Genomic DNA, 18888 nt, shown 5'->3' with positions numbered 1-18888 from the left:
GCCGGGCACCGGACCGGCCGGGGAGGCGCCGATGTCGACCGCTCAGGGACTGCGGGTCGCGGACGTCACGGTGCGGGTCGGCGGCGTCACCGCCGTCCGGGGCGCCGCGCTGACGGTCCCGCCCGGCACGGTCGCCGGGCTCGTCGGGCCGGACGGCGCGGGCCGCACGACGCTGTGCGACGTCATCGCCGGCCTGCGCCGGCCCGCCGAGGGCACCGTCCATCTGGGCGACGCCGACCTGACGGGCATCGCCGCGCGAGAGCGCGCGCGGCGCGGGATCGCCAGGACGTCCCGTGAGCCGGGCCGGTGGCGGTCGCGGACCGTCCGCGAGAGCGTCCGCGCCGCGGCGCGCAGGCATGCGGCCCTGCGCGACCACGGCGGCCGGACGGCTCGGGACCGGTGGGCGCGCCGCCGCCGCGCGCGCGGCGAGGCGGGCGACCGGGCCGACGAGCTGCTCGCCCGCGTGGGCATCACCGAGTTCGCCGACCTGCCGGAGCGGGACGTGCCGCCGGGCGTGGCGCGCCTGACCGGGCTGGCGCGCGCGCTGGCCGCCGAGCCCGCCGTGCTGCTGCTGGACGAGCCGTGGGCGGACCTGCCGGAGCGCCGTGCCAGGGCGCTGGAGGTGCTGCTGCGCGACCTCGCCGCCGAGGGCGTCGCGGTGCTGGTCGCCGAGCGCGACCTGGAGCCGGTGCTCGGCGTGTGCGACGTCCTGCACGTGCTGGACGGCGGCCGGGTGATCGCGGCCGGCCCGCCCGCCGAGGTCCGTGCCGATCCGTGCGTCCGGGCCGCCTACCTGGCGGGACCGGCCCCGGTCACCAGGTGTCCACCCAGCGCCGCGGCCGGTCCGCGGTGGGCGGTGCGGACGCGAACGCCGTGGTGACGATCCGGCGGGTGCCGGCCGGGTCGATCACGTCGTCGAGTTCGAACACGGTGGCGGCGTTGAGCGCCCTGCCGTGCTCGTAGGCGGCGGCGACCATCGTCTCGAACAGCGCCTTCGGGTCCTCGGCCGCCGCGAGCTCCTTGCGGTACCCGAGCCGGACGGCGCCCTCCAGGCCCATGCCGCCGATCTCGCCGGTCGGCCACGCGACGGTCGCGAGCGGCGCCTTGAACCCGCCGCCCGCCATCGCCTGGGCGCCGAGCCCGTACCCCTTGCGCAGGACGACGGTGACGAGCGGGACGCTCAGGTTCGCGCCGATGACGAACATCCGGCCGAAGTGCCGGACGGTCGCGGTGCGCTCGGCGTCCGGTCCGACCATGAACCCGGGGGTGTCGCACAGCGACACCACGGGCAGGCCGTGCGCGTCGCACAGCTGCAGGAAGCGGGCGGCCTTGTCGGCGGCGTCCCGGTCGATGGCGCCGCCGAGATGCGCCGGGTCGTTGGCGATGAGCCCCATGGGGCGGCCTTCGATCCGCACCAGCGCGGTGATGATCCCGACGCCGAACGCCCGCCGCAGCTCCAGCACCGACCCGGTGTCGGCCAGGTGCCCGATCACCCTCCGGACGTCGTAGGCGCGCAGCCGGTTCTCCGGGATCACGTGCCGCAGGAGCCGCTGGTCGTCGCACGTCCACTCGTCCGCGGGGCCCTGGAAGTAGGACAGGTAGCGGCGGGCCGCGCCGACGGCCTCCGCCTCGTCCTCGACGACGATGTCGACGACGCCGTTGGGCTCCTGGTCGGCGACCGGGCCGATCTCCTCGGGGGCGAACACCCCGAGGCCGCCGCCTTCGATCATCGCGGGCCCGCCCATGCCGATGTTGGCGTCGCGCGTGGCGATGATGACGTCGCAGCAGCCGAGGAGGGCCGCGTTCCCGGCGAAGCAGCGCCCGGACGCGATGCCGACGGACGGGACGGCGCCGCTGAGCCGGCCCATGGCGTGGAAGGTCGTCACGTCCAGGCCGGACACCATCGAGGTGTCGGTGTCGCCGGGGCGCCCGCCGCCGCCCTCGGCGAACAGCACGACCGGCAGGCGGCGCCGCCGCGCGAGGTCGAGCATCCGGTCGGTCTTGCGGTGGTTGTGGTGGCCCTGCGTCCCGGCCAGCACCATGTAGTCGTAGGACATGACCACGGCCTGGGCGCCGTTCACGTCGCCGAGGCCGCAGACCATGCCGTCGGCCGGGGTGCGCTCGATCAGGTCGTCCAGGGACCGGCGCTGCCGTTGCGCCGCGATGGCGAGCGCGCCGTACTCCACGAACGTGCCGGGGTCGCAGAGGTCCTCGATGTTCGCGCGGGCGGTGCGGTGGCCGCGCGCGTGCCGCTTGGCGACCGCGTCGGGACGGGCCGCGTCCAGCCCGATCTCGTGCCGCCGGATCGTCTCGGCGAGGTCGGCGCGGATCGCGTCGAGGTCGGCCTCGGCCTCGTCGTCGGTGTGGCGGCCGCCGGCCTCGGCGGGTTCGAGGAACAGCAGCGGCGCGCCCGCGGCGACGGTGGTGCCGGGTGCCGCGGCGAGGGCGCGGACGACGCCCGCCTCCTCCGCCCGGACGACGTGCTCCATCTTCATCGCCTCGAGGATCAGCACCGGCGCCCCCGCGCGGACGAGGTCCCCTTCGGCGGCCTCCATGCTCACCACCGTGCCCTGCATGGGCGCGGCCACCGCGACCGTGCCGGGCGGCGCGTCGGGCACCGCCGCGACGGGGGCGGCGGCCTCCTCGGGCGCGGGAACGTAGAACCGGTGGTGCTCGCTGCGCAGCAGTTCCGGCAGGTGGTCGGCGAGGAACGAGGTCGGGACTCCGCCCGCCGTGAACTCGGGATGCCGCAGGACGCCCTGCAGCAACGGGATGCTCGTCGCGACGCCGGCGATCTCGAACTCGCCGAGCGCGCCGTGGGCGCGGGCGGCGGCCGACGGCAGGTCCTCCGCGCGGGCGACGACCTTCGCCAGCAGCGGGTCGTAGCGGAGGCTCGTGCGGTAGCCGGGGTGCCCGTAGGTGTCGACGCGGACGCCGGGGCCGGTCGGCGGCGTGAACGCGGCGAGCGTCCCCGCGTGCGGGCGCGGCGTGCCGTCCGGGTCGATCGTCTCGGTGTTGACGCGCACCTGGACGGCGCAGCCGTGCGCGGGCGGCGGCGCGGCGAGGCCGACGCCGGCGAGGTCCTCGCCCAGCGCCAGCCGGATCTGCGCCTTCACCAGGTCGACGCCGGTGACCTCCTCGGTGACGGTGTGCTCGACCTGCAGCCTCGGGTTGGCCTCCAGGAACCAGAACTCCTCGCCGGACACGAGGAACTCGAACGTGCCGAGGCTCTCGTAGCGGACGTGCGCGGCCATGCGGACGGCGGCGCCGAGCAGCGCGTCCCGCAGGCGCGGCGGCAGCGCGGGCGCCGGGGCGATCTCCACCAGCTTCTGGTTGCGCCGCTGGACGCTGCAGTCGCGTTCCCACAGATGGGTGACGGTTCCGGAGCCGTCGCCCGCGATCTGCACCTCGATGTGCCGGGCCCGGGGCACGTGCTTCTCCGCGTACAGGTCGCCGTTCCCGAAGGAGGCGAGCGCCTCGGAACGGCACCGCTCGTACGCCTCCGCCATGTCGCCGGGCCCGGCGACGACGCGCATGCCGCGCCCGCCGCCGCCCGCGAGGGCCTTGAGCATCACGGGGCCGTGCTCGCGCGCGAACGCCTCGGCCTCGGCGGGGGTCACCGGCCCCGGCGTGCCGGGCGTCACCGGCACGCCCGCCTCGCGGGCCAGCGCGCGGGACCGGGTCTTGTCGCCGAACAGCTCCAGCAGCTCCGGGCGCGGGCCGACGAACGTGAGGCCGGCGGCGGCGCACCGCGCGGCGAACGCGGCGTTCTCGCTCAGGAACCCGTAGCCGGGGTGGACGGCGGTGACGCCGGCGTCCTTCGCTGCGGCGATCAGCGCGTCCGCGTCGAGGTAGCCGGCGACGCCTTCGCCGGGCAGCGCCCGGACCTCGTCGGCGCGGCGGGTGTGCGGGGACCCGGCGTCGTCGCGGGTGTGCACGGCGGCCGTCCGCAGCCCCAACTCCGCCGCCGCCCGGACGATCCGCAGCGCGATCTCGCCCCGGTTGGCCACAAGGATCCCGCCCACCCGGCCCCTCCTCACCCCGGCGCCCGCCCGTCACGGGTCTGGTGGAGCCTCACTGTAGGCGGGACGGGCGGCGGGCCCGGACCGGGGCCCCATGCGGCGCAGGGCCCCGGCCCGGACGGTCAGCGGCCGGTCGCGACCGTCCCGGCGGACAGGCCGCGGTGCGCACGGATGATCTCGGCGTAGCGGCGCCCGCTGTCCTTGACGGTCCGCTTCTGCGTCCCGAAGTCGACGTGGACGAGCCCGAACCGCTGCGCATACCCGTACGCCCATTCGAAGTTGTCGAGCAGCGACCAGGCGAAGTAGCCGTCGAGCGGGACGCCCTTGCGGATCGCGGACGCGCAGGCCGCCAGGTAGATCGCCTCCAGGTCGCCGCCCCGCACCGGCGGCTCGACCCCGTACACCTGAACAGCACGAACGGCGTGGTCAGCTTCTCGGCCGTGGACGGCCGGGCTTGCGGCCCGGTCGTTCACACCTCGTCGCGCTCCCCTTCGCGGCCGGCTGTCGCGCTGAGGTCGCATCACCCTTCCCCCCGGGTGGGGGCGGGTCGGGCATGCTGACGAATGCCCACGCCGTGCGCGCCCGTCGGCGGACGTTCACGGCGGCGATGTGGTCGGCCGCGCCAGCGAGCCCGCACCGACGACAACAGAAACGGTCCCGGACGGGACGATTGTTGCGTGCGACATGCCCGCAGCGCGGGCAGGTCTGCGAGGTGTAGGCCGGGTCCACCTCCAAGACCGGCACCCCGGCTCGTTGGGCCTTGTAGGCGATGCAGTTGCCGAGCTGATGGAACGGCCAGGTGCAGAGCGTGGCCCGCTGGTGCCGCCTGAGCCGTACCCGTTCGCGGATCCCGCCCAGCTCTTCGAGGGCGATCCCGCGTCCGGTGCGTTGGGCATCGGCCACGATCTGCTTGGCGATCTGGTGATTCACATGCGCGGCGTGCCGCCCCTCCCGCGCCCTGTGCCGCGCGGCAGGCGCGCGCGCCGGCCGGGGCGGGGGGTCAGTGCGGTGGCGGGCGGGTGTCCCCGGAGGATGTCGCGCTGTGTCCGGACGCCGGTGAGGTGGGGTGGCGCATCGGCTCGGCCTTCCGCGTAGGAGGGGGCGCGTCGCTCGGGAGAGTTACGTCACACCTTATTTCACGGCGTGATCTAAGCGGTGACATAATTCCGGGGTCAAGACCTGAGAACCTTCCGGGGGACGCGGCCGCCGGGCCGCGGCGAAAGGGGGCCCGATGCCGGACCGGCGCCGCAGGACCGTCCGGGATCTGCGCCGCACCAACCGCTCGGTGCTGCTGCGCAGGCTCTACTTCGACGGCCCGCTCAGCCGCCAGGACCTGGCGCGCGAGACCGGGCTCAGCCCCGCGTCGGTCAGCAACGTCGTCGGCGAGCTGATCGAGGCGGGCCTGGTGGCGGAGGCCGGCAGCGTGGAGTCCGACGGCGGCCGGCCGCGGGTGCTGCTGAAGGTCGCGGCCGGTTTCGGCCACCTGGTCGGCGTGGACGTCGGCGAGACGCGCGTGATGGTCGAGCTGTTCGACCTCGACCTCACCCAGCTCGCCAAGGCCGACCTGCCGCTCGGCGACGGCGGGCACGACGACCGCGCCGTGGCGCGCCACATCCTGGAGGGGCTGGCCGACGTCATCGGGCGCGCCTCGGTCGACCCGTCCACCATCATCGGCGCCGGGGTCGGCGTCCCGGGCGTCGTCGAGCACCGCCCGGCCGGGGGCGGCACCGAGGCGGTCGTGCACTGCCAGACGATCGGCTGGGACGGGGTGCCGCTGGAGCGGATGCTCCGGGAGGGCACCGCCCTGCCGCTGTTCGTCGACAACGGCGCGACCGCGCTCGGCCAGGCGGAGATGTGGTTCGGCGCCGGGCGCGGGCACCGCAACGCGGTGGTCGCGCTCATCGGGTCCGGCGTCGGCTCCGCGGTGATGATCGACGGCTCGCCCTACCGGGGCGCGGCGGGCAGCGCCGGCGAGTGGGGGCACACGACGTCGCGGGTCGGCGGCGTGCCGTGCCGGTGCGGGTCTCTCGGCTGCCTGGAGGCCTACGTGGGCGCGGCGGCGCTGCTGGAGCGCCACCGCGCCGCGGGCGGGCCCGCCGGCGCCGACGAGGAGACCGCGCTCGCGGGGCTGCTGGACGATCCGTCGCCGGCCGCGGCGGAGCTGCGCGCCGACGTCGCCGAGCACCTCGGCGCGGGCATCGCGGACCTGGTCAACCTGTTCAGCCCCGAGAAGATCATCATCGGCGGGTGGGCGGGGCTGCTGCTCGGCGGCCGGATGCTCGACCGGATCGTGGACGCCACCGCCCGGTACGCGCTGCGGCAGCCGTTCGCGCAGACCTCGGTCGAGCCGTGCCACCTCGGCCCTGAGGCGGTCGCGGTGGGCGCGGCGACGCTGCCCCTCGCGCACCTGCTCGACGCCGGCGGCGAGCCGGCGGCCCCGCCGCCGCCCCCGGTTCAGCCGTCGGCGGGACGGGTGGCGCGGAGGGAGTACATCAGCGGGACGCGCGGACGGCCCTCCGGCAGCCGGTAGACCGTCCCGTGCCGTTCCAGCGCCGCGAAGCGCTGGAAGTACGTGTGGTCGTGCTCGTGCAGGAAGTCGATGCGCAGCCCGGCGGCGGCGAGGGCGCTGACGACCTTGCCGAGCCCGTGCTGGAACGTCACCGACCGGGTGTTGCGGGTGTTCTGGTCGCCGTCGGTGTAGGTGCCGGGCTCGTCCCACACCTGCGGCGAGGCGTCGAAGTAGTCGTAGGCGACGGTGGAGCCGTCCGCGTCGTCCAGGACGTCGCCGAACGGGTGGAACTCGCTGAGGTACAGGAAGCCGCCGGGCTCGAGCAGCCCGGCGACGACCCGCGCCCAGCGGTCCACGTCCGGCAGCCACACCAGCGCCCCGATGCCGGTGTAGACGATCTCGTAGGTCTCCCCCAGCGCGGCGGCCGCGTCGTACACGTCCGCCTCGACGAACCTGGCCTCGAGACCGCATCCGGCCGCGATCTCCCGGGCGGCCTCCACGGCGGGCCCGGAGAAGTCGAGGCCGGTGACGCGCGCGCCGAGCCGCGCCCACGACAGCGTGTCCAGCCCGAAGTGGCATTGGAGATGCACCAGCCGGCGGCCGGCCACGTCGCCGACCTCGGCGATCTCGAAGTCGCGCAGCGCGGTGCCGCCGGCGCGGAAGCCGGCGACGTCGTAGAAGTCGCTGGCGACGTGGATGCCGACCCGTTCGTCCCACAGCGCGCGGTTGAGCGCCCGGTAGTCCATTTCCGTCACCGGGCAAGGATAATGGCGGGGTGACCGCCGGCCGGAAGGACCACTGATGGGCAGCGCGGAACGTCCGGTGCGCGAATGCCTGCTGGACGCCGCCGCCGCGCTCCTCGTCGAGCGCGGCTACCGGGCGGTGCGCATGCAGGACGTCGCCGCCGCGGCCGGGGTGAGCCGGCAGACCGTCTACAACGAGTTCGGCGACAAGTGGGGGCTCGCCCAGGCGGTGGTGGTGCGCGATAACGACCGCTACCTCGACGGGATCGACCAGGTCCTGTCCGAGCACGAGGACCTGTACTCGGCGGTGGTCGCGGCGGTGCTGTTCACGCTGGAGATGTCCGCCGACGACCAGCTGAAGAAGGCCGTGCTGACCGGCGCGGACGGCGACGACATGCTGCCGCTGCTGACCACGCGGGCCGAGCCGGTGCTGTTCACCGCCAGCTCCCGGCTCGCCGAGCACGCGCTGCGCCAGTGGCCGGGCGTGGACCGCGACGCGCTCGTGGAGATCGCCGACGCGGCGGTCCGGCTGACGATGAGCCACATCATGCTGCCGTCCGGCCCGCCAGAGCAGGTCGCGCACTTCGTCGCCCGGATGGTGACGAGCTACATCGGGGCCTACGGGAAAACCGATGGCCCGGCGGAGGACCGCGCGGTACGGTCGTAACCGCCTCGCGGCTGCTGAACCCGAGGAACGAGCGGGCCTTCCGCCCCGCTCCCCCGGCCGTCGCGCCCTTCCGCGCGAACGGCCCTCTTTCCTGCGCGCCGTCGCGCGCCTTCCGGCAGCCCGAAGGATCTCCCCCCATGCCCGCACGTCAGGACCGGCGGCTCGTCCGCACCGGCGACCACTGGCTCCACCTCCCCAACCCGTACGGCGTCCCCGCCGAGATCTGCGCCGGGGACGACGTCCCGCTCGAGCACGCGGCCGTCGACGAGGCGCTCGCGCTCCTGGAGACCGCCCGCACCCTGGAACGCCTCGCCGAGGCCACGCCCGGCTATGACGGCCCGGAGCCGCGCATCGCCCGCGTCGCGCTCACCCCCGACTTCCACAAGGGCGCCGGGATCCCGATCGGCACCGTCCTGGAGACCGAGCACGCGCTGCTGCCGCAGGCGGTCGGCAACGACGTCAACTGCGGGATGCGGCTGGAGGTCACGTCCCTGGACGCCGGCCGCGTCCGGCCGAGGCTCGGCGCCCTGGAGCGGCGGCTGCGGCACCTGTTCTTCGAGGGCGGCCGGCGGATCGCGCTCACGCCCGTCCAGCGGGAGGCGCTGCTGCGGGACGGGGTGCCCGGCCTGCTGCTCGCCGGCGCGGCGCCGTGGCGGGGCGTGCGGCCCGAGGACGCCGACGACGCCCTGGACCGCATGCACGCGCCCGGCCTCCCGGTGGGGACGGCCGAGGCGTTCGCCGACTGGATCGGCAGCGCGGGCGGCGCCAGCCACGACAGCGTCATCGGCGGGATCGGCGGCGGCAACCACTTCGCCGAACTCCAGTACGTGTCGCGGGTGCACGACGCGGCGGCGGCGCACGCGTGGGGGCTGGCGCCCGGCACGGTCGTGACGATGGTGCACAGCGGCTCGCTGTCGCTGGGCCATCAGGCGAACGCGACGGCACTGGACGCGCTGCGCGCCGGCTGGCCCGGCGGCCTTCCCCGCCCGGAGAACGGGATCCTGCCGTTCCTGCTCGACGAGCGGTCCGCGCGCGCACGGCGCCGATACCTGGACGCGTTCGGCAACGCCGCCAACTTCGCGTCCGGGAACCGGTTCTTCCTGTCGCTGACGATGCGGGCCGGGCTCGCGGCGGAGTGCAGCGGCGCGGAGGCGCGGCTGCTGTACGACGCGCCGCACAACCTGTTCTGGCAGGACGGGGCACGGGTGGTGCACCGCAAGGGCGCCACGCCCGCGGCCGGGCACGCGGCGATGGCGGGCGGCCCGTACGCGATGTGGGGCGAGCCGGTGATCGTCCCCGGGTCGATGGGCGCCGCGAGCTTCGTCCTGCGCGGGCACGGCGACCCGCGCACCCTCGCCAGCGCCTGCCACGGCGCGGGACGCCGGGTGCCCCGCGGCGCGTCGGCGCGGGGGAACGACGCGGAGCTCGACGCGTTCCTGCGCGAGTTCCGCGTCGTGACGCCGCTGGACCACCGCGATCCGATGGTCGCGCGGCGGTCGGACGTGATGGCCGCGTGGCGCCGCGACCTCAAGCAGGAGGCGCCCTGGGCCTACAAGGACATCGGGCCGGTGGTGGCGAGCCTGCAGGGCGGCGGCGTCGCGACGCCGGTCGCGGAGCTGCGCCCGCTGCTGACCGTCAAGGGATGACGCCTCAAGAGACGTCGGTCTCCAGGTGGACGACCTTCACCGCGGTCATCTCGTCCAGCAGCTCGGGGCCGTAGCCGAAGCCCCGGCCGCTGGCCCGGCGCGGGGTGGCGGCGCCTCCCGGGGCGCCGCCGAACACCGCGTTGATCTTCACGGTGCCGGCCTTCAGGGTGCGCCAGGCGCGCTGCGCGTGCGCCATGTCGCGGGTCAGGACGGTCGCGGCGAGGCCGTAGCGGGAGCGGTTCGCCCTGTCCAGCGCCTCCTCGAACGAGGCGACGGCGCGGACGGGCGCGACGGGCCCGAACGTCTCCTCCGCCATGACCGCCATGTGGTCGGTGCAGTAGTCCAGGACGGTCGCCGGGTAGAAGCAGCCGGGCCCGTCCGGGATCCGGCCGCCGGCGCGCAGCCGGGCGCCGTCGGCGACGGCCTTCTCGACCTGCTCGTGCACCTGGGAGCGGTGCCGCTCGTCCACCAGCGGGCCGAGCTCGGTGGAGGGGTCGTCGCCCGGGCCGGGCCGCAGCGCCTGCGCGCGGGCCGTCAGCGCCGCGACGAAGTCCTTGGCGACCGCTCCGTGCACGTAGATCCGCTCGACCGAGGTGCAGATCTGGCCGGCGTTGGCGAAGCAGCCGGTGGCGGCCTGCTCCGCGGCCCAGGCGGGGTCGACGTCCGCGTCGACGATCAGCGGGTCGGCGCCGCCGTTCTCCAGCAGCGTCTTCGCGCCGCTCGCGGCGGCCAGTTCGGCGACGCGGCGGCCCGTGCGGGTGGAGCCGACGTGCGCGATCGCGTCGAGGTCCGGGTGGCCCGCGAGCGCCTCGCCGGTCGTCCCGTCGCCGCTGACCATGTTCAGGACGCCGGCCGGCAGGGACCCGGCGAGCAGTTCGGTGAGCAGCGCCCCGGTGTGCGGCGTCCGCTCGGACGGCTTGTGCACGACGGTGTTGCCGGTGACCACGGCCGCGCCGATGAGGCCGCAGGCGATGGCGACGGGGTCGTTCCAGGGGGTGATGATCGCGACGAGCCCGAGCGGTTCGCGGGCCATGAAGTCGGCGGCGCTCCAGCCGCCCTGCAGGCTCCGGCCCCCGTGCAGTGGCCCCAGCTCGGCGTACTGGCGCAGCGTCCCGATCCCGGCCCGGACGCCGCCGAGCGCGTCGTCCGCCGGCTTGCCCATCTCCGCGGTGACGAGCGCCGCCAGGTCGTCGGCATGCCGCTCGACCGCGCTCGCGGCGCCGTGCAGGGCGGCGCCGCGCTCGGCGGGCGCGGTCGCGGCCCAGCCGGGCGCCGCCCGGGTCGCGGCGGCCACCGCGGCCGCGACGTCCACGGCCGTGCCGACGGGCACCTCTCCCACCGTCTCGCCGGTCGCCGGATCGGTCACCGTGAACGCGCCGTCCCCGCCGCCGCGGCTCCACCGCGCGCCCGCCAGCGTCCACCTGTCGCCTGGTCGCATCCCGTGACCCTCCTGCCGCGCGTAAGACCTCGACCGCCGTTGCCTACCCGGAGATCGGCGCTTCAATGACGGCGGGGACCTGCGTCAGTGCTCACTTACTCCATCGGCTACGGTGGAGCCCCGCACGAGAGTCGAGGGAGGCGCGGGTGGACTTCGATCTGCCGGAGAACGCGGCCGCGGTGCGCGAGGGCGTGCTGGCGATCGCCGGGAAGTACGACCAGGAGTACTGGAGCCGCTGCGACGCCGACAAGCGGTGGCCGGAGGAGGTCTGGCGGGAGCTGGTCCAGGGCGGCTGGCACAGCCTGGCGATCCCCGAGGAGTACGGCGGCGCGGGCCAGGGCCTGCTGGAGCTGGCGGTGGCGCTGGAGGCGCTCGCCGAGGGCGGCGCGGGCGGCGCCGCGTCGTTCATGTACCTGCTCACGCCCGCGTTCGGCGGGCTCACCATCGCCCGGCACGGCACCGAGGAGCAGAAGCGCGCGTTCCTGCCGAAGATCGCGGCGGGCGAGATCGAGACCTGCTTCGCGATCACCGAGCCGGACGCGGGCAGCAACGCGATGAACATCACCACGCACGCGCGCCGCGACGGCGACGGGTTCGTAGTGAACGGGCAGAAGATCTGGATCTCCGGGGTGGAGCGCGCCGACCACCTGGTGCTGGTCACCCGGACGATCCCGGCGGCGGAGGCGAAGCCCCGGACGTCCGGCTTCACCGTCCTTCTGGTGGACGTCAAGCAGGCCGTCGCCGACGGCACGCTCACCTACCGGCCGATCCCCAAGCTCGGCACCAACACCGTCGCGTCCAGCATGGTCTTCCTGGACGGCGTGCGCGTCCCCGCCGACCGCGTCCTCGGCGAGGTCGACCAGGGCTTCGCCGTGCTGTGGGACATCCTCAACCCCGAGCGGATCCTCGCCGCCGCGGGCGGCGTCGGGTCCGGCGGCCTGGTGCTGAAGATCGCCTGCGACTACGCCACCGACCGGGCGCCGTTCGGCAGGCCGATCGGATCGAACCAGGGCATCGCCTTCCCGCTCGCCCGGATCAAGGCGCAGCTGGAGCTGGCCCGGCTGATGACCTACAAGGCGGCATGGCTGTGGGACCGGGGCCGCCCCTGCGGCTCCGAGGCCAACATCGCCAAGCTCACCGCCGCCGACGCCGCCTGGCAGGCCGCCGACCGCGCCTTCCAGACCCACGGCGGCATGGCGTACTCCCTCGAGTACCCGGTCGCGCGGATGTTCCGCGACGCCCGCATCGCCAAGAACATCCCGGTGGCGGAGGAACTGGTCCTCGCCCACATCGCCCAGCACGAACTGGGCCTCCCCCGCTCCTACTGACCGCCGGTCCGCGGCGAGTCGTCGTTGTGAGGCGCCTCATGACGGCGACCCGCCGCGGGCGGACGCGGCTCTAGCCGCCTTCGGGGAGGCGGACGGAGCGGCCGGGGTCGTGCGCGGCGCGCAGGTCGCGCTTGAGGATCTTGCCGGAGTGGTTGCGCGGCAGGGCCTCGACCAGCTCGTACCAGCGGGGGCGCTTGAACCCGCCGAGCAGGCCGCGGCAGTGCGCGTCGAGGTCCGCGGGCGTCGTCCCGGCGCTGACGACGACGAGCGCCTTGACCGCCTCGCCCCACCGGGCGTCCGGGACGCCGATCACCGCGGCGTCCAGCACGCCCGGATGCCGGACGAGCACCTGCTCGACCTCGGCGGAGTACACGTTCTCGCCGCCGCTGCGGACCATGTCCTTGGCGCGGTCGACGAAGTGGAAGTAGCCGTCGGCGTCGCGGCGCATCAGGTCGCCGGTGCGCAGCCATCCGCCGTCCATCGGGTCGGGGAGCCCGGCGTACCCCGCCATCACGCTCGCGCCGCGCAGCAGCAGCTCCCCGACCTCGCCGGGCGCGTCCGCGCCGTCCAGCGCGAGGTCGAACGGCGGCAGCGGCAGGCCGACGGTGCCGGGGCGCTCCAGCTCGTCGTCCAGCGTGGTGACCGTGACGAAGTTGCCCGCCTCGGTCGACCCGTAGACGCCGCGGTACCCGATGCCGAGGTCGCAGAGCGCCTCCAGCGTCCCGGCGCGCTCGGTGCCGGCCATCCCGAACACCAGCCGCAGCGTCCCGGGCGCGGCGGCGGGATGCCGCAGCGCCCGACCCGTGCCCGTGGGGAAGATCGCGACCGTGACGCCGTGCCCGGCGACGAGCGGCCAGAGCACGTCGGGCGACGCGCCCGCCGGGAACACCACCGTCCCGCCGGCCGACAGGTGGCCGAGCGCGGCCCCGTACCCGGCGACGTGGAACAGCGGCAGCGCGCCGAGGAGGCGGTCCGCGCCGGTGATGCCGAACGCGTGCACCGCGTTGGCGGTGGCGGCGACCCATCCCTGGTTGGTGAGCAGGCAGCCCTTCGGCCGGCCGGTGGTCCCGGACGTGTAGAGCTGGATGATCGGCGCGTCCGGGGCCGGCCGCGGCAGGTCGTGCGGCGGCGCCCCGTCCAGGGCCCGGTCGAGGCCGGGGCCGATCGTCCAGTGCGTCAGGTCGAGCAGCCCCGACGCGCGGGCGAGCTCCTCGAGCGCCGGGTGGACGACCGCGTGCCGCGCCGCCGCGTCCCCGACCTGGAAGCGGATCTCCGCCGGGGCCAGCCGGACGTTCAGCGGCACCACGACCGCGCCGATCAGCGACGCCGCGAACGCGGTCTCGATCGCCTCCGGGACGTTCACGCTCAGCAGCGCGATCCGGTCGCCGGCCCGCACGCCGCCGGCGGCGAGCAGCCCGGCCCAGCGCCCGACGCGGGCGTGCAGCTCGCGGTAGGTGCGGACGCGCCCGTCCCAGGCGAACGCCGTCCGGTCCGGCCAGAGCGCGGCGCCGCGATGCGCGAGGTCGCCGAGGAGCATGCCCCGATCCTCCCGAACCCGGTTCAGCCGGGTCAAGATCCGGCCGCGCCGGCCCGTTGCCGTGATCACACCGCCGCGCCAGCATGAGGGCAGCATCCGCCGCCGCGCCGAGGAGAACCGATGCCCAGGTCGTACGCCAGCGCCGTGCTCAACGCCCCCGCCGACGAGGTCTGGGCCTACCTGCGCGACTTCGGGAACATCGCCGACTGGATGCCGGGCCCGGAGACCAGCGTGATCGAGGACGGCGGGCCCGCCGACCGGGTCGGCTGCGTCCGCCGCGTCATCGGCCCCGGGGACTCGGTGTTCCGCGAGCGGCTGGCCGGGCTGGACGACGCCGAGCGCACCTACTGGTACCAGGTCCTCGAGGCGCCGCTGCCCATCCGCGGCGCCCACGGCCACCTGCGCGTGGCGCCCGTGACCGGCACCGGCCAGGCGTTCGTCGAATGGTGGGGCGAGTTCTCCGCCGACGCCGGCGACGAGGAGGCGATGGGCAAGACGCTGTCCACCGGCATCTACGCCACCGGCCTGGACGCCCTCGCCAAGCGCTTCTCCTGACCCGGAGGGTGCGCGGGCGGTGCTCAGGCGAAGCGGGGCGGGCGCTTCTCCCGGATCGCCGCGACGCCCTCCCGCACGTCCGGGCCGGTGAAGCCGAAGAACTCCATGGCCAGCGACGCGTCGAACGTCGGGCCGGCCAGCCGCAGCCAGTTGTTCAGCGCGTGCTTGGTGAACGAGATCGCCTCGGCGGGCCCGGCGGCGAGCCGGCCGGCGATCTCCAGCGCGCGCTCGTGCACCTCGTCGTCGTCCACGCACAGCGAGACGAGTCCGATCCGCTCGGCCTCCTCGCCGGTCAGCACGTCGTTCAGCAGCAGGTAGTACTTCGCCTTGGCCATCCCGCACAGCAGCGGCCAGATGATCGCGGAGTGGTCGCCCGCGGCGACGCCGAGCCGGACGTGCCCGTCGATGATCTTCGCGGTGCGGCCCGCGACGGAGATGTCCGACAGCATCGCCACCGCCAGCCCCGCGCCGACCGCGGGGCCCTGGATCGCGCTGACCACCGGCTTCGAGCAGTTCAGCACGTTCATCACGATGTCGCGGGCCTCGCGCATGATGCGGCGCCGCGACGCGTGGTCGCCCATCATCTCCTCGATCATGGACATGTCGCCGCCCGCGGAGAACGCCGTCCCCTCGCCGCGCACCACGACCGCGCGGACCGCGTCGTCGGCGTCGGCATCCCGCCAGATCTCCGCCAGCTCCCGGTGGCCGACCGTGTCGAGGGCGTTCAGCCGGCCCGGCGCGCTCATCGTGACGCGCAGCACGCCGTCCGCCGCCCAGTCGATCCTCAGCCGCTCGTACGTCCCGTACACCCCGTCCGCGTCGCTCATGCCGCACTGCCCTCCGCCGCTTGATCGCCGAATGCCGCGCGCAATCGTCGCACAGCGAACCGCATCGCCTCGGCACCGGCGTCGAAGATCTCCGGCAGCAGGAAGAACGAGTGCACGACGCCGTCGAAGCGGCGCGCCTCCACCGGCACCCCGGCGGCCGCGAGCCGTCGCGCGTACGCCTCGCCCTCGTCGCGCAGGATGTCGTACTCGGCGGTGATCACGGTCGCGGGCGCGGCGCCGGCGAGGTCGGGCGCGCGCAGCGGCGCCAGCCGCGGATCGGCGGGGTCGGCGCCGTCGCGGTAGAGGTCCATGAACCGGGCGAGCGTCGCGGCGTCCAGCCCGTACCCGGTGCCGTACCGGCGCCAGCTGGGAGTGTCCATCGCGGTGTCCGTCACCGGGTAGACGAGCAGCTGGTGGGCGAGGCGCACGCCGCGGTCGCGGGCCAGCAGCGCGACCGCGGCGGCCAGGTTCCCGCCCGCGCTGTCGCCGCCCACGGCGAGCGCGCCCGGCGCCAGGCCGTGGCGGGCCGGGTCGCGGGCGACCGCCGCCACGACCGCCCAGGCGTCGTCCACCGCCGCCGGGAACGGGTTCTCCGGCGCGAGCCGGTAGCCGACGTTCAGCACCGCGCATCCGGCGCCGGCCGCCAGGTCGCGGCACGCGGCGTCCACGTTGTCGACGCCGCCGAGCACCCAGCCGCCGCCGTGCAGGTAGACCAGCGCGGGCAGCGGGCCGCGCTCGACCGGCTCGGGACGGTACAGCCGCACCGTGACGGGACCGCCCGGACCCCGGACGGCCAGGTCCTCGACGTGCGGGAGCTGTCGCCGGTCGACGGGGAACACCTCGCCGATCCTGCGCCGCATCTCCTCGATCGTGGGCCCGGCGTCCTCCTCGACCGGCGGCGCGCCCTCCGGGGGCGCCGTCCAGGCGGACAGCATCTCCAAGAAGCTCACGGTCTGCGGATGCAAGGGCATGCGGCGGCCTCCGGGGGGCGGTGTGCGCGGAACCTACCGCTTCGCCTTCCCCGGTGCGCGGGGCTCAATCCCCGGTCAGCGGCCGGCGGCCTCGGCCACCAGCGCCTCGAACAGCCGCTTGTCGTCGCCGTCCTCAGGGTGCCACTGCACGCCCAGGCCGAACCGGTGGCCCTGCAGCTCGACGGCCTCGACGACCTGGTCGTCCGCCCACGCCACGGCCGACAGGCCCTTGCCGAGGCGGCTGACCGCCTGGTGGTGGTAGGTGGGCACGTCCGCGACGTCACCGAGGATCTTGCCGACGGCGCTGGTCGCGCTGATCTGCACCCGGTGGGTGCCGATCTTCCCGACCTCGGGTGCGTGCGCCTTGTGCCCCACGGCCTCCGGCAGGTGCTGGACGAGGGCGCCTCCGCGCGCCACGTTGAGCACCTGCATGCCCCGGCAGATCGCCAGGAACGGCAGGTCGGCGTCCACCGCCGCCCGCGCGAGCGCGAGCTCGAACCGGTCGCGCTGCGGCTGCGGCGGCCCGGTCTCGGCGTGCCGCTCGGCGCCGTACAGGTCCGGGTCGAGGTCGCCGCCGCCGGCGAGGATGAGCCCGTCCAGGCGGGAGACCAGCGCGGCGAGCCCGCGCAGGCTGCCGGTCGGCGGGATCATGACGGGGACGCCGCCGGCCCGTTCGACCGAGCGCACGTACGACGCCGGGAGCAGCGCGGCCTCGCGCACCCAGACGCCCCAGCGGGCCGGCTCCTCGTAGGTGGTGATGCCGATGAGCGGCGGCGCGCCTCCTCCTGCGGCGGGGCCCGGAGCCCCTCGGATCGCCTCTGACATGCGTGGATTCCCCTCTGCTGAGCACTGGCCACGGGTCGGCTACCGATATCTGGTGATTCACCACTGTTGCGTGCACATCATGGCGCATCGCCCGCCCCCACGGACCGTCCCGCCCCCGGCCTTTCCCCGCAAAGCTTGCCGCACGGCCCAGATCTCCGCAGGCCGATGCGCCGGACCCGGTCCGGGCCTCCGACCTGGACGATCTTGGTCGCGGCGGCCCGGGGCGCCCCGTCCGGACGGCCGCCGCGCCCGGCCCCCGCCTGGAGAACATCCACCACCGAATCGGCGAATCTTCTACCGGGGTGCGGATCCGTCCACCGCCCCGACCGCGCCGGTCCCGCGGCGGCCGCTCGCGAACCGAACCGGCTCGTCCGCGAACACCGTCGTTTCCGGAACGGACGCCAATGTGACCGATCTTGTCGACCCCATGTGATACCGGGCGGTATTCGCCCTATTTGTCACCGTTACTGCGATCACAGGGAATTAAAAAATGATTACATACAGTGACATCAAGGAGCATCCAGACACGGCCACCTTGAGGACCTGGGAATTTCAGTGCGAGAATCCCACCGAGCCGGGCACCGCGGAGCGCGCAGTGCGCCGAATCGTCGGCGGTTCCGGCCACCACCCGCCGAGGGGGCGTGCCTGCCATGTCAACGGAACCGCGAATGCTCAAGGAGAGCTTCACCCGCCTCGAATCCCGCTCCGACAAGGCCATGAGCTATTTCTACGGCCGCCTTTTCGCCGCCGAACCGCGGCTGCGCGCGCTGTTCCCGATCGCGCTGGACACCCAGCGCGAGCGCTTCTTCCACGCGCTCACCCGCATCGTCTGGAGCCAGGACAACCCCGAGGACCTGGCCTCCCACCTGGCCCGCCTCGGCCGCGACCACCGCCGGTACGGGGTGACCGCCGAGCACTACGCCGCGGTCGAGGACGCCCTCCTCGCCACCCTGAGGCTCTTCGCCCGCGACATGTGGAGCCCGCGCGCGGAGAAGGCGTGGACCGACGCCTACCGGTCCGCCGCCGCGACGATGATCGAGGCGGCCGAGCGCGACGCCGCCGCCGCCCCGCCCTGGTGGGCGGCCGAGGTGGTCGAGCACGACCGCCGCGCCGACGACCTGGCCGTGCTCACGCTCAGCCCCGAGCGCCCGCTGCCGTTCGCCCCCGGCCAGTACGTCACGGTGCAGACCTCGCGCTGGCCGCGCGTCTGGCGGCCCTACTCCATCGCCAACGCCCCCCGCTCGGACGGCCGGCTCCGCCTGCACGTGCGGGCCCGGCCCGGCGGCTGGGTGAGCGGCGCGCTGGTGCGCGCCACCGGGACGGGCGACACCCTCCTGCTCGGGCCCGCCACGGGCACCATGACCCTCGGTCCGGACTCCCGGCGCGACCTGCTGCTCGTCGCCGGCGGCACCGGCCTCGCCCCCGTCAAGGCACTGGCCGAGCAGGCCGTCGCGGCCGGCCGCCGGCGCGACGTCCGGCTGCTGGTCGGCGCCCGCACCGAACGCGACCTGTACGACCTGGCCGACCTGCGCCTGCTGGAGTCGGCGTACCCGTGGGTCCGGGTGCTGCCCGTCCTGTCGGACGAGCCGGACTTCCGCGGCCTGCGCGGCACGCCCGCCGACGTCCTCGCCGACCTGGACGGCTGGGACGGCGGCTGGGACGACCGCGACGCCTACATCGCCGGCCCCGTCCCGATGGTGCGCAGGACGGTCGCCGAGCTCCAGCGGCTCGGGATGCCGCTGGAGCGTGTCCACCACGACCTGCTGAAAGCCGAGGAGTGAGGGCGGGGCGGCCGCCGTCCCCGGGCTCGCGCCCCGGGA

14 protein-coding genes and 2 pseudogenes are annotated in these 18888 nt (G+C 75.2%); 7 read left to right on the top strand and 9 right to left on the bottom strand.

The window, feature by feature from the left end; genetic code table 11:
* Positions 1 to 31 precede the first annotated feature (31 nt).
* Positions 32 to 880, top strand: a complete 849-nt coding sequence (locus tag J4557_RS28295) for an ATP-binding cassette domain-containing protein (RefSeq protein WP_208269793.1) — start codon at positions 32 to 34, stop codon at positions 878 to 880.
* On the opposite strand, the gene J4557_RS28290 is transcribed toward J4557_RS28295, so the two are convergent.
* The 3 genes and pseudogenes from J4557_RS28290 to J4557_RS28280 all read right to left on the bottom strand — a co-directional run.
* Positions 813 to 4025 carry an acetyl-CoA carboxylase family protein gene (locus tag J4557_RS28290; protein ID WP_208269792.1) on the bottom strand — a complete coding sequence of 1071 codons (3213 nt, stop codon included), beginning with the start codon at positions 4023 to 4025 and terminating at the stop codon, positions 813 to 815. The genes J4557_RS28295 and J4557_RS28290 overlap by 68 nt on opposite strands.
* Before the next feature lie 119 nt (positions 4026 to 4144).
* Positions 4145 to 4378: pseudogene (locus J4557_RS28285) on the bottom strand (family 1 glycosylhydrolase); the annotation flags it as partial.
* A 70-nt stretch (positions 4379 to 4448) separates the two neighbouring features.
* A pseudogene (locus J4557_RS28280) lies at positions 4449 to 4994 on the bottom strand (RNA-guided endonuclease TnpB family protein); the annotation flags it as partial.
* A gap of 259 nt (positions 4995 to 5253) precedes the next feature.
* Here J4557_RS28280 and J4557_RS28275 point away from each other — a divergent pair.
* Positions 5254 to 6552 (top strand): ROK family transcriptional regulator, encoded by a 1299-nt coding sequence (locus tag J4557_RS28275; RefSeq protein ID WP_208269790.1) that lies wholly within the window; start codon positions 5254 to 5256, stop codon positions 6550 to 6552.
* Here J4557_RS28275 and J4557_RS28270 read toward each other — a convergent pair.
* On the bottom strand, positions 6477 to 7277 hold the full coding sequence (locus J4557_RS28270) for a class I SAM-dependent methyltransferase (protein WP_208269870.1): 801 nt from the start codon (positions 7275 to 7277) through the stop codon (positions 6477 to 6479). The two genes, J4557_RS28275 and J4557_RS28270, sit on opposite strands and share 76 nt — an antisense overlap.
* A 55-nt stretch (positions 7278 to 7332) precedes the next feature.
* On the opposite strand from J4557_RS28270, the gene J4557_RS28265 reads away from it, so the two are divergent.
* Positions 7333 to 7941, top strand: a complete 609-nt coding sequence (locus tag J4557_RS28265) for a TetR/AcrR family transcriptional regulator (RefSeq protein WP_208269789.1) — start codon at positions 7333 to 7335, stop codon at positions 7939 to 7941.
* Positions 7942 to 8078: 137 nt separating this feature from the next.
* Positions 8079 to 9587, top strand: a complete 1509-nt coding sequence (locus tag J4557_RS28260) for an RtcB family protein (RefSeq protein ID WP_208269788.1) — start codon at positions 8079 to 8081, stop codon at positions 9585 to 9587.
* A 4-nt stretch (positions 9588 to 9591) separates the two neighbouring features.
* On the opposite strand, the gene J4557_RS28255 is transcribed toward J4557_RS28260, so the two are convergent.
* Positions 9592 to 11025: an aldehyde dehydrogenase family protein gene (locus J4557_RS28255; RefSeq protein WP_208269787.1), complete on the bottom strand. Its 1434-nt coding sequence runs from the start codon at positions 11023 to 11025 to the stop codon at positions 9592 to 9594.
* Positions 11026 to 11171: 146 nt separating this feature from the next.
* On the opposite strand from J4557_RS28255, the gene J4557_RS28250 reads away from it, so the two are divergent.
* A complete protein-coding gene (locus tag J4557_RS28250; protein ID WP_208269786.1) occupies positions 11172 to 12353 on the top strand; it encodes an acyl-CoA dehydrogenase family protein in 1182 nt (393 codons plus the stop codon).
* Between the two features lie 70 nt (positions 12354 to 12423).
* Here the strand turns inward: J4557_RS28250 and J4557_RS28245 are convergent, their stop codons facing one another.
* Positions 12424 to 13890, bottom strand: a complete 1467-nt coding sequence (locus J4557_RS28245) for a class I adenylate-forming enzyme family protein (protein WP_208269785.1) — start codon at positions 13888 to 13890, stop codon at positions 12424 to 12426.
* Positions 13891 to 14010: 120 nt separating this feature from the next.
* On the opposite strand from J4557_RS28245, the gene J4557_RS28240 reads away from it, so the two are divergent.
* A complete protein-coding gene (locus J4557_RS28240) occupies positions 14011 to 14445 on the top strand; it encodes an SRPBCC family protein (RefSeq protein ID WP_208269784.1) in 435 nt (144 codons plus the stop codon).
* 23 nt (positions 14446 to 14468) lie between these two features.
* Here J4557_RS28240 and J4557_RS28235 read toward each other — a convergent pair whose 3' ends face one another.
* The 3 genes from J4557_RS28235 to J4557_RS28225 all read right to left on the bottom strand — a co-directional run bounded on the left by J4557_RS28235 (position 14469) and on the right by J4557_RS28225 (position 17068).
* Positions 14469 to 15272, bottom strand: a complete 804-nt coding sequence (locus tag J4557_RS28235) for an enoyl-CoA hydratase/isomerase family protein (protein ID WP_208269783.1) — start codon at positions 15270 to 15272, stop codon at positions 14469 to 14471.
* Positions 15269 to 16222: an alpha/beta hydrolase gene (locus J4557_RS28230; RefSeq protein WP_307800250.1), complete on the bottom strand. Its 954-nt coding sequence runs from the start codon at positions 16220 to 16222 to the stop codon at positions 15269 to 15271. The genes J4557_RS28235 and J4557_RS28230 overlap by 4 nt, the downstream gene beginning before the upstream one ends.
* A gap of 96 nt (positions 16223 to 16318) precedes the next feature.
* Complete coding sequence (locus J4557_RS28225; protein ID WP_208269781.1) at positions 16319 to 17068, bottom strand: gamma-glutamyl-gamma-aminobutyrate hydrolase family protein; 750 nt, start codon at positions 17066 to 17068, stop codon at positions 16319 to 16321.
* A gap of 668 nt (positions 17069 to 17736) precedes the next feature.
* Between J4557_RS28225 and J4557_RS28220 the strand changes: the two genes are divergently transcribed.
* Positions 17737 to 18849, top strand: coding sequence for a globin domain-containing protein (locus J4557_RS28220; protein WP_243776460.1), 1113 nt, complete (start codon positions 17737 to 17739; stop codon positions 18847 to 18849).
* Positions 18850 to 18888: the final 39 nt, after the last annotated feature.

Origin of the sequence: Actinomadura nitritigenes, from assembly GCF_017573545.1 — a bacterium.
Lineage (GTDB): Bacteria > Actinomycetota > Actinomycetes > Streptosporangiales > Streptosporangiaceae > Spirillospora > Spirillospora nitritigenes.
Note: the sequence above shows the minus strand (reverse complement) of the source record. Positions and strands in the feature narration are given on the sequence as shown.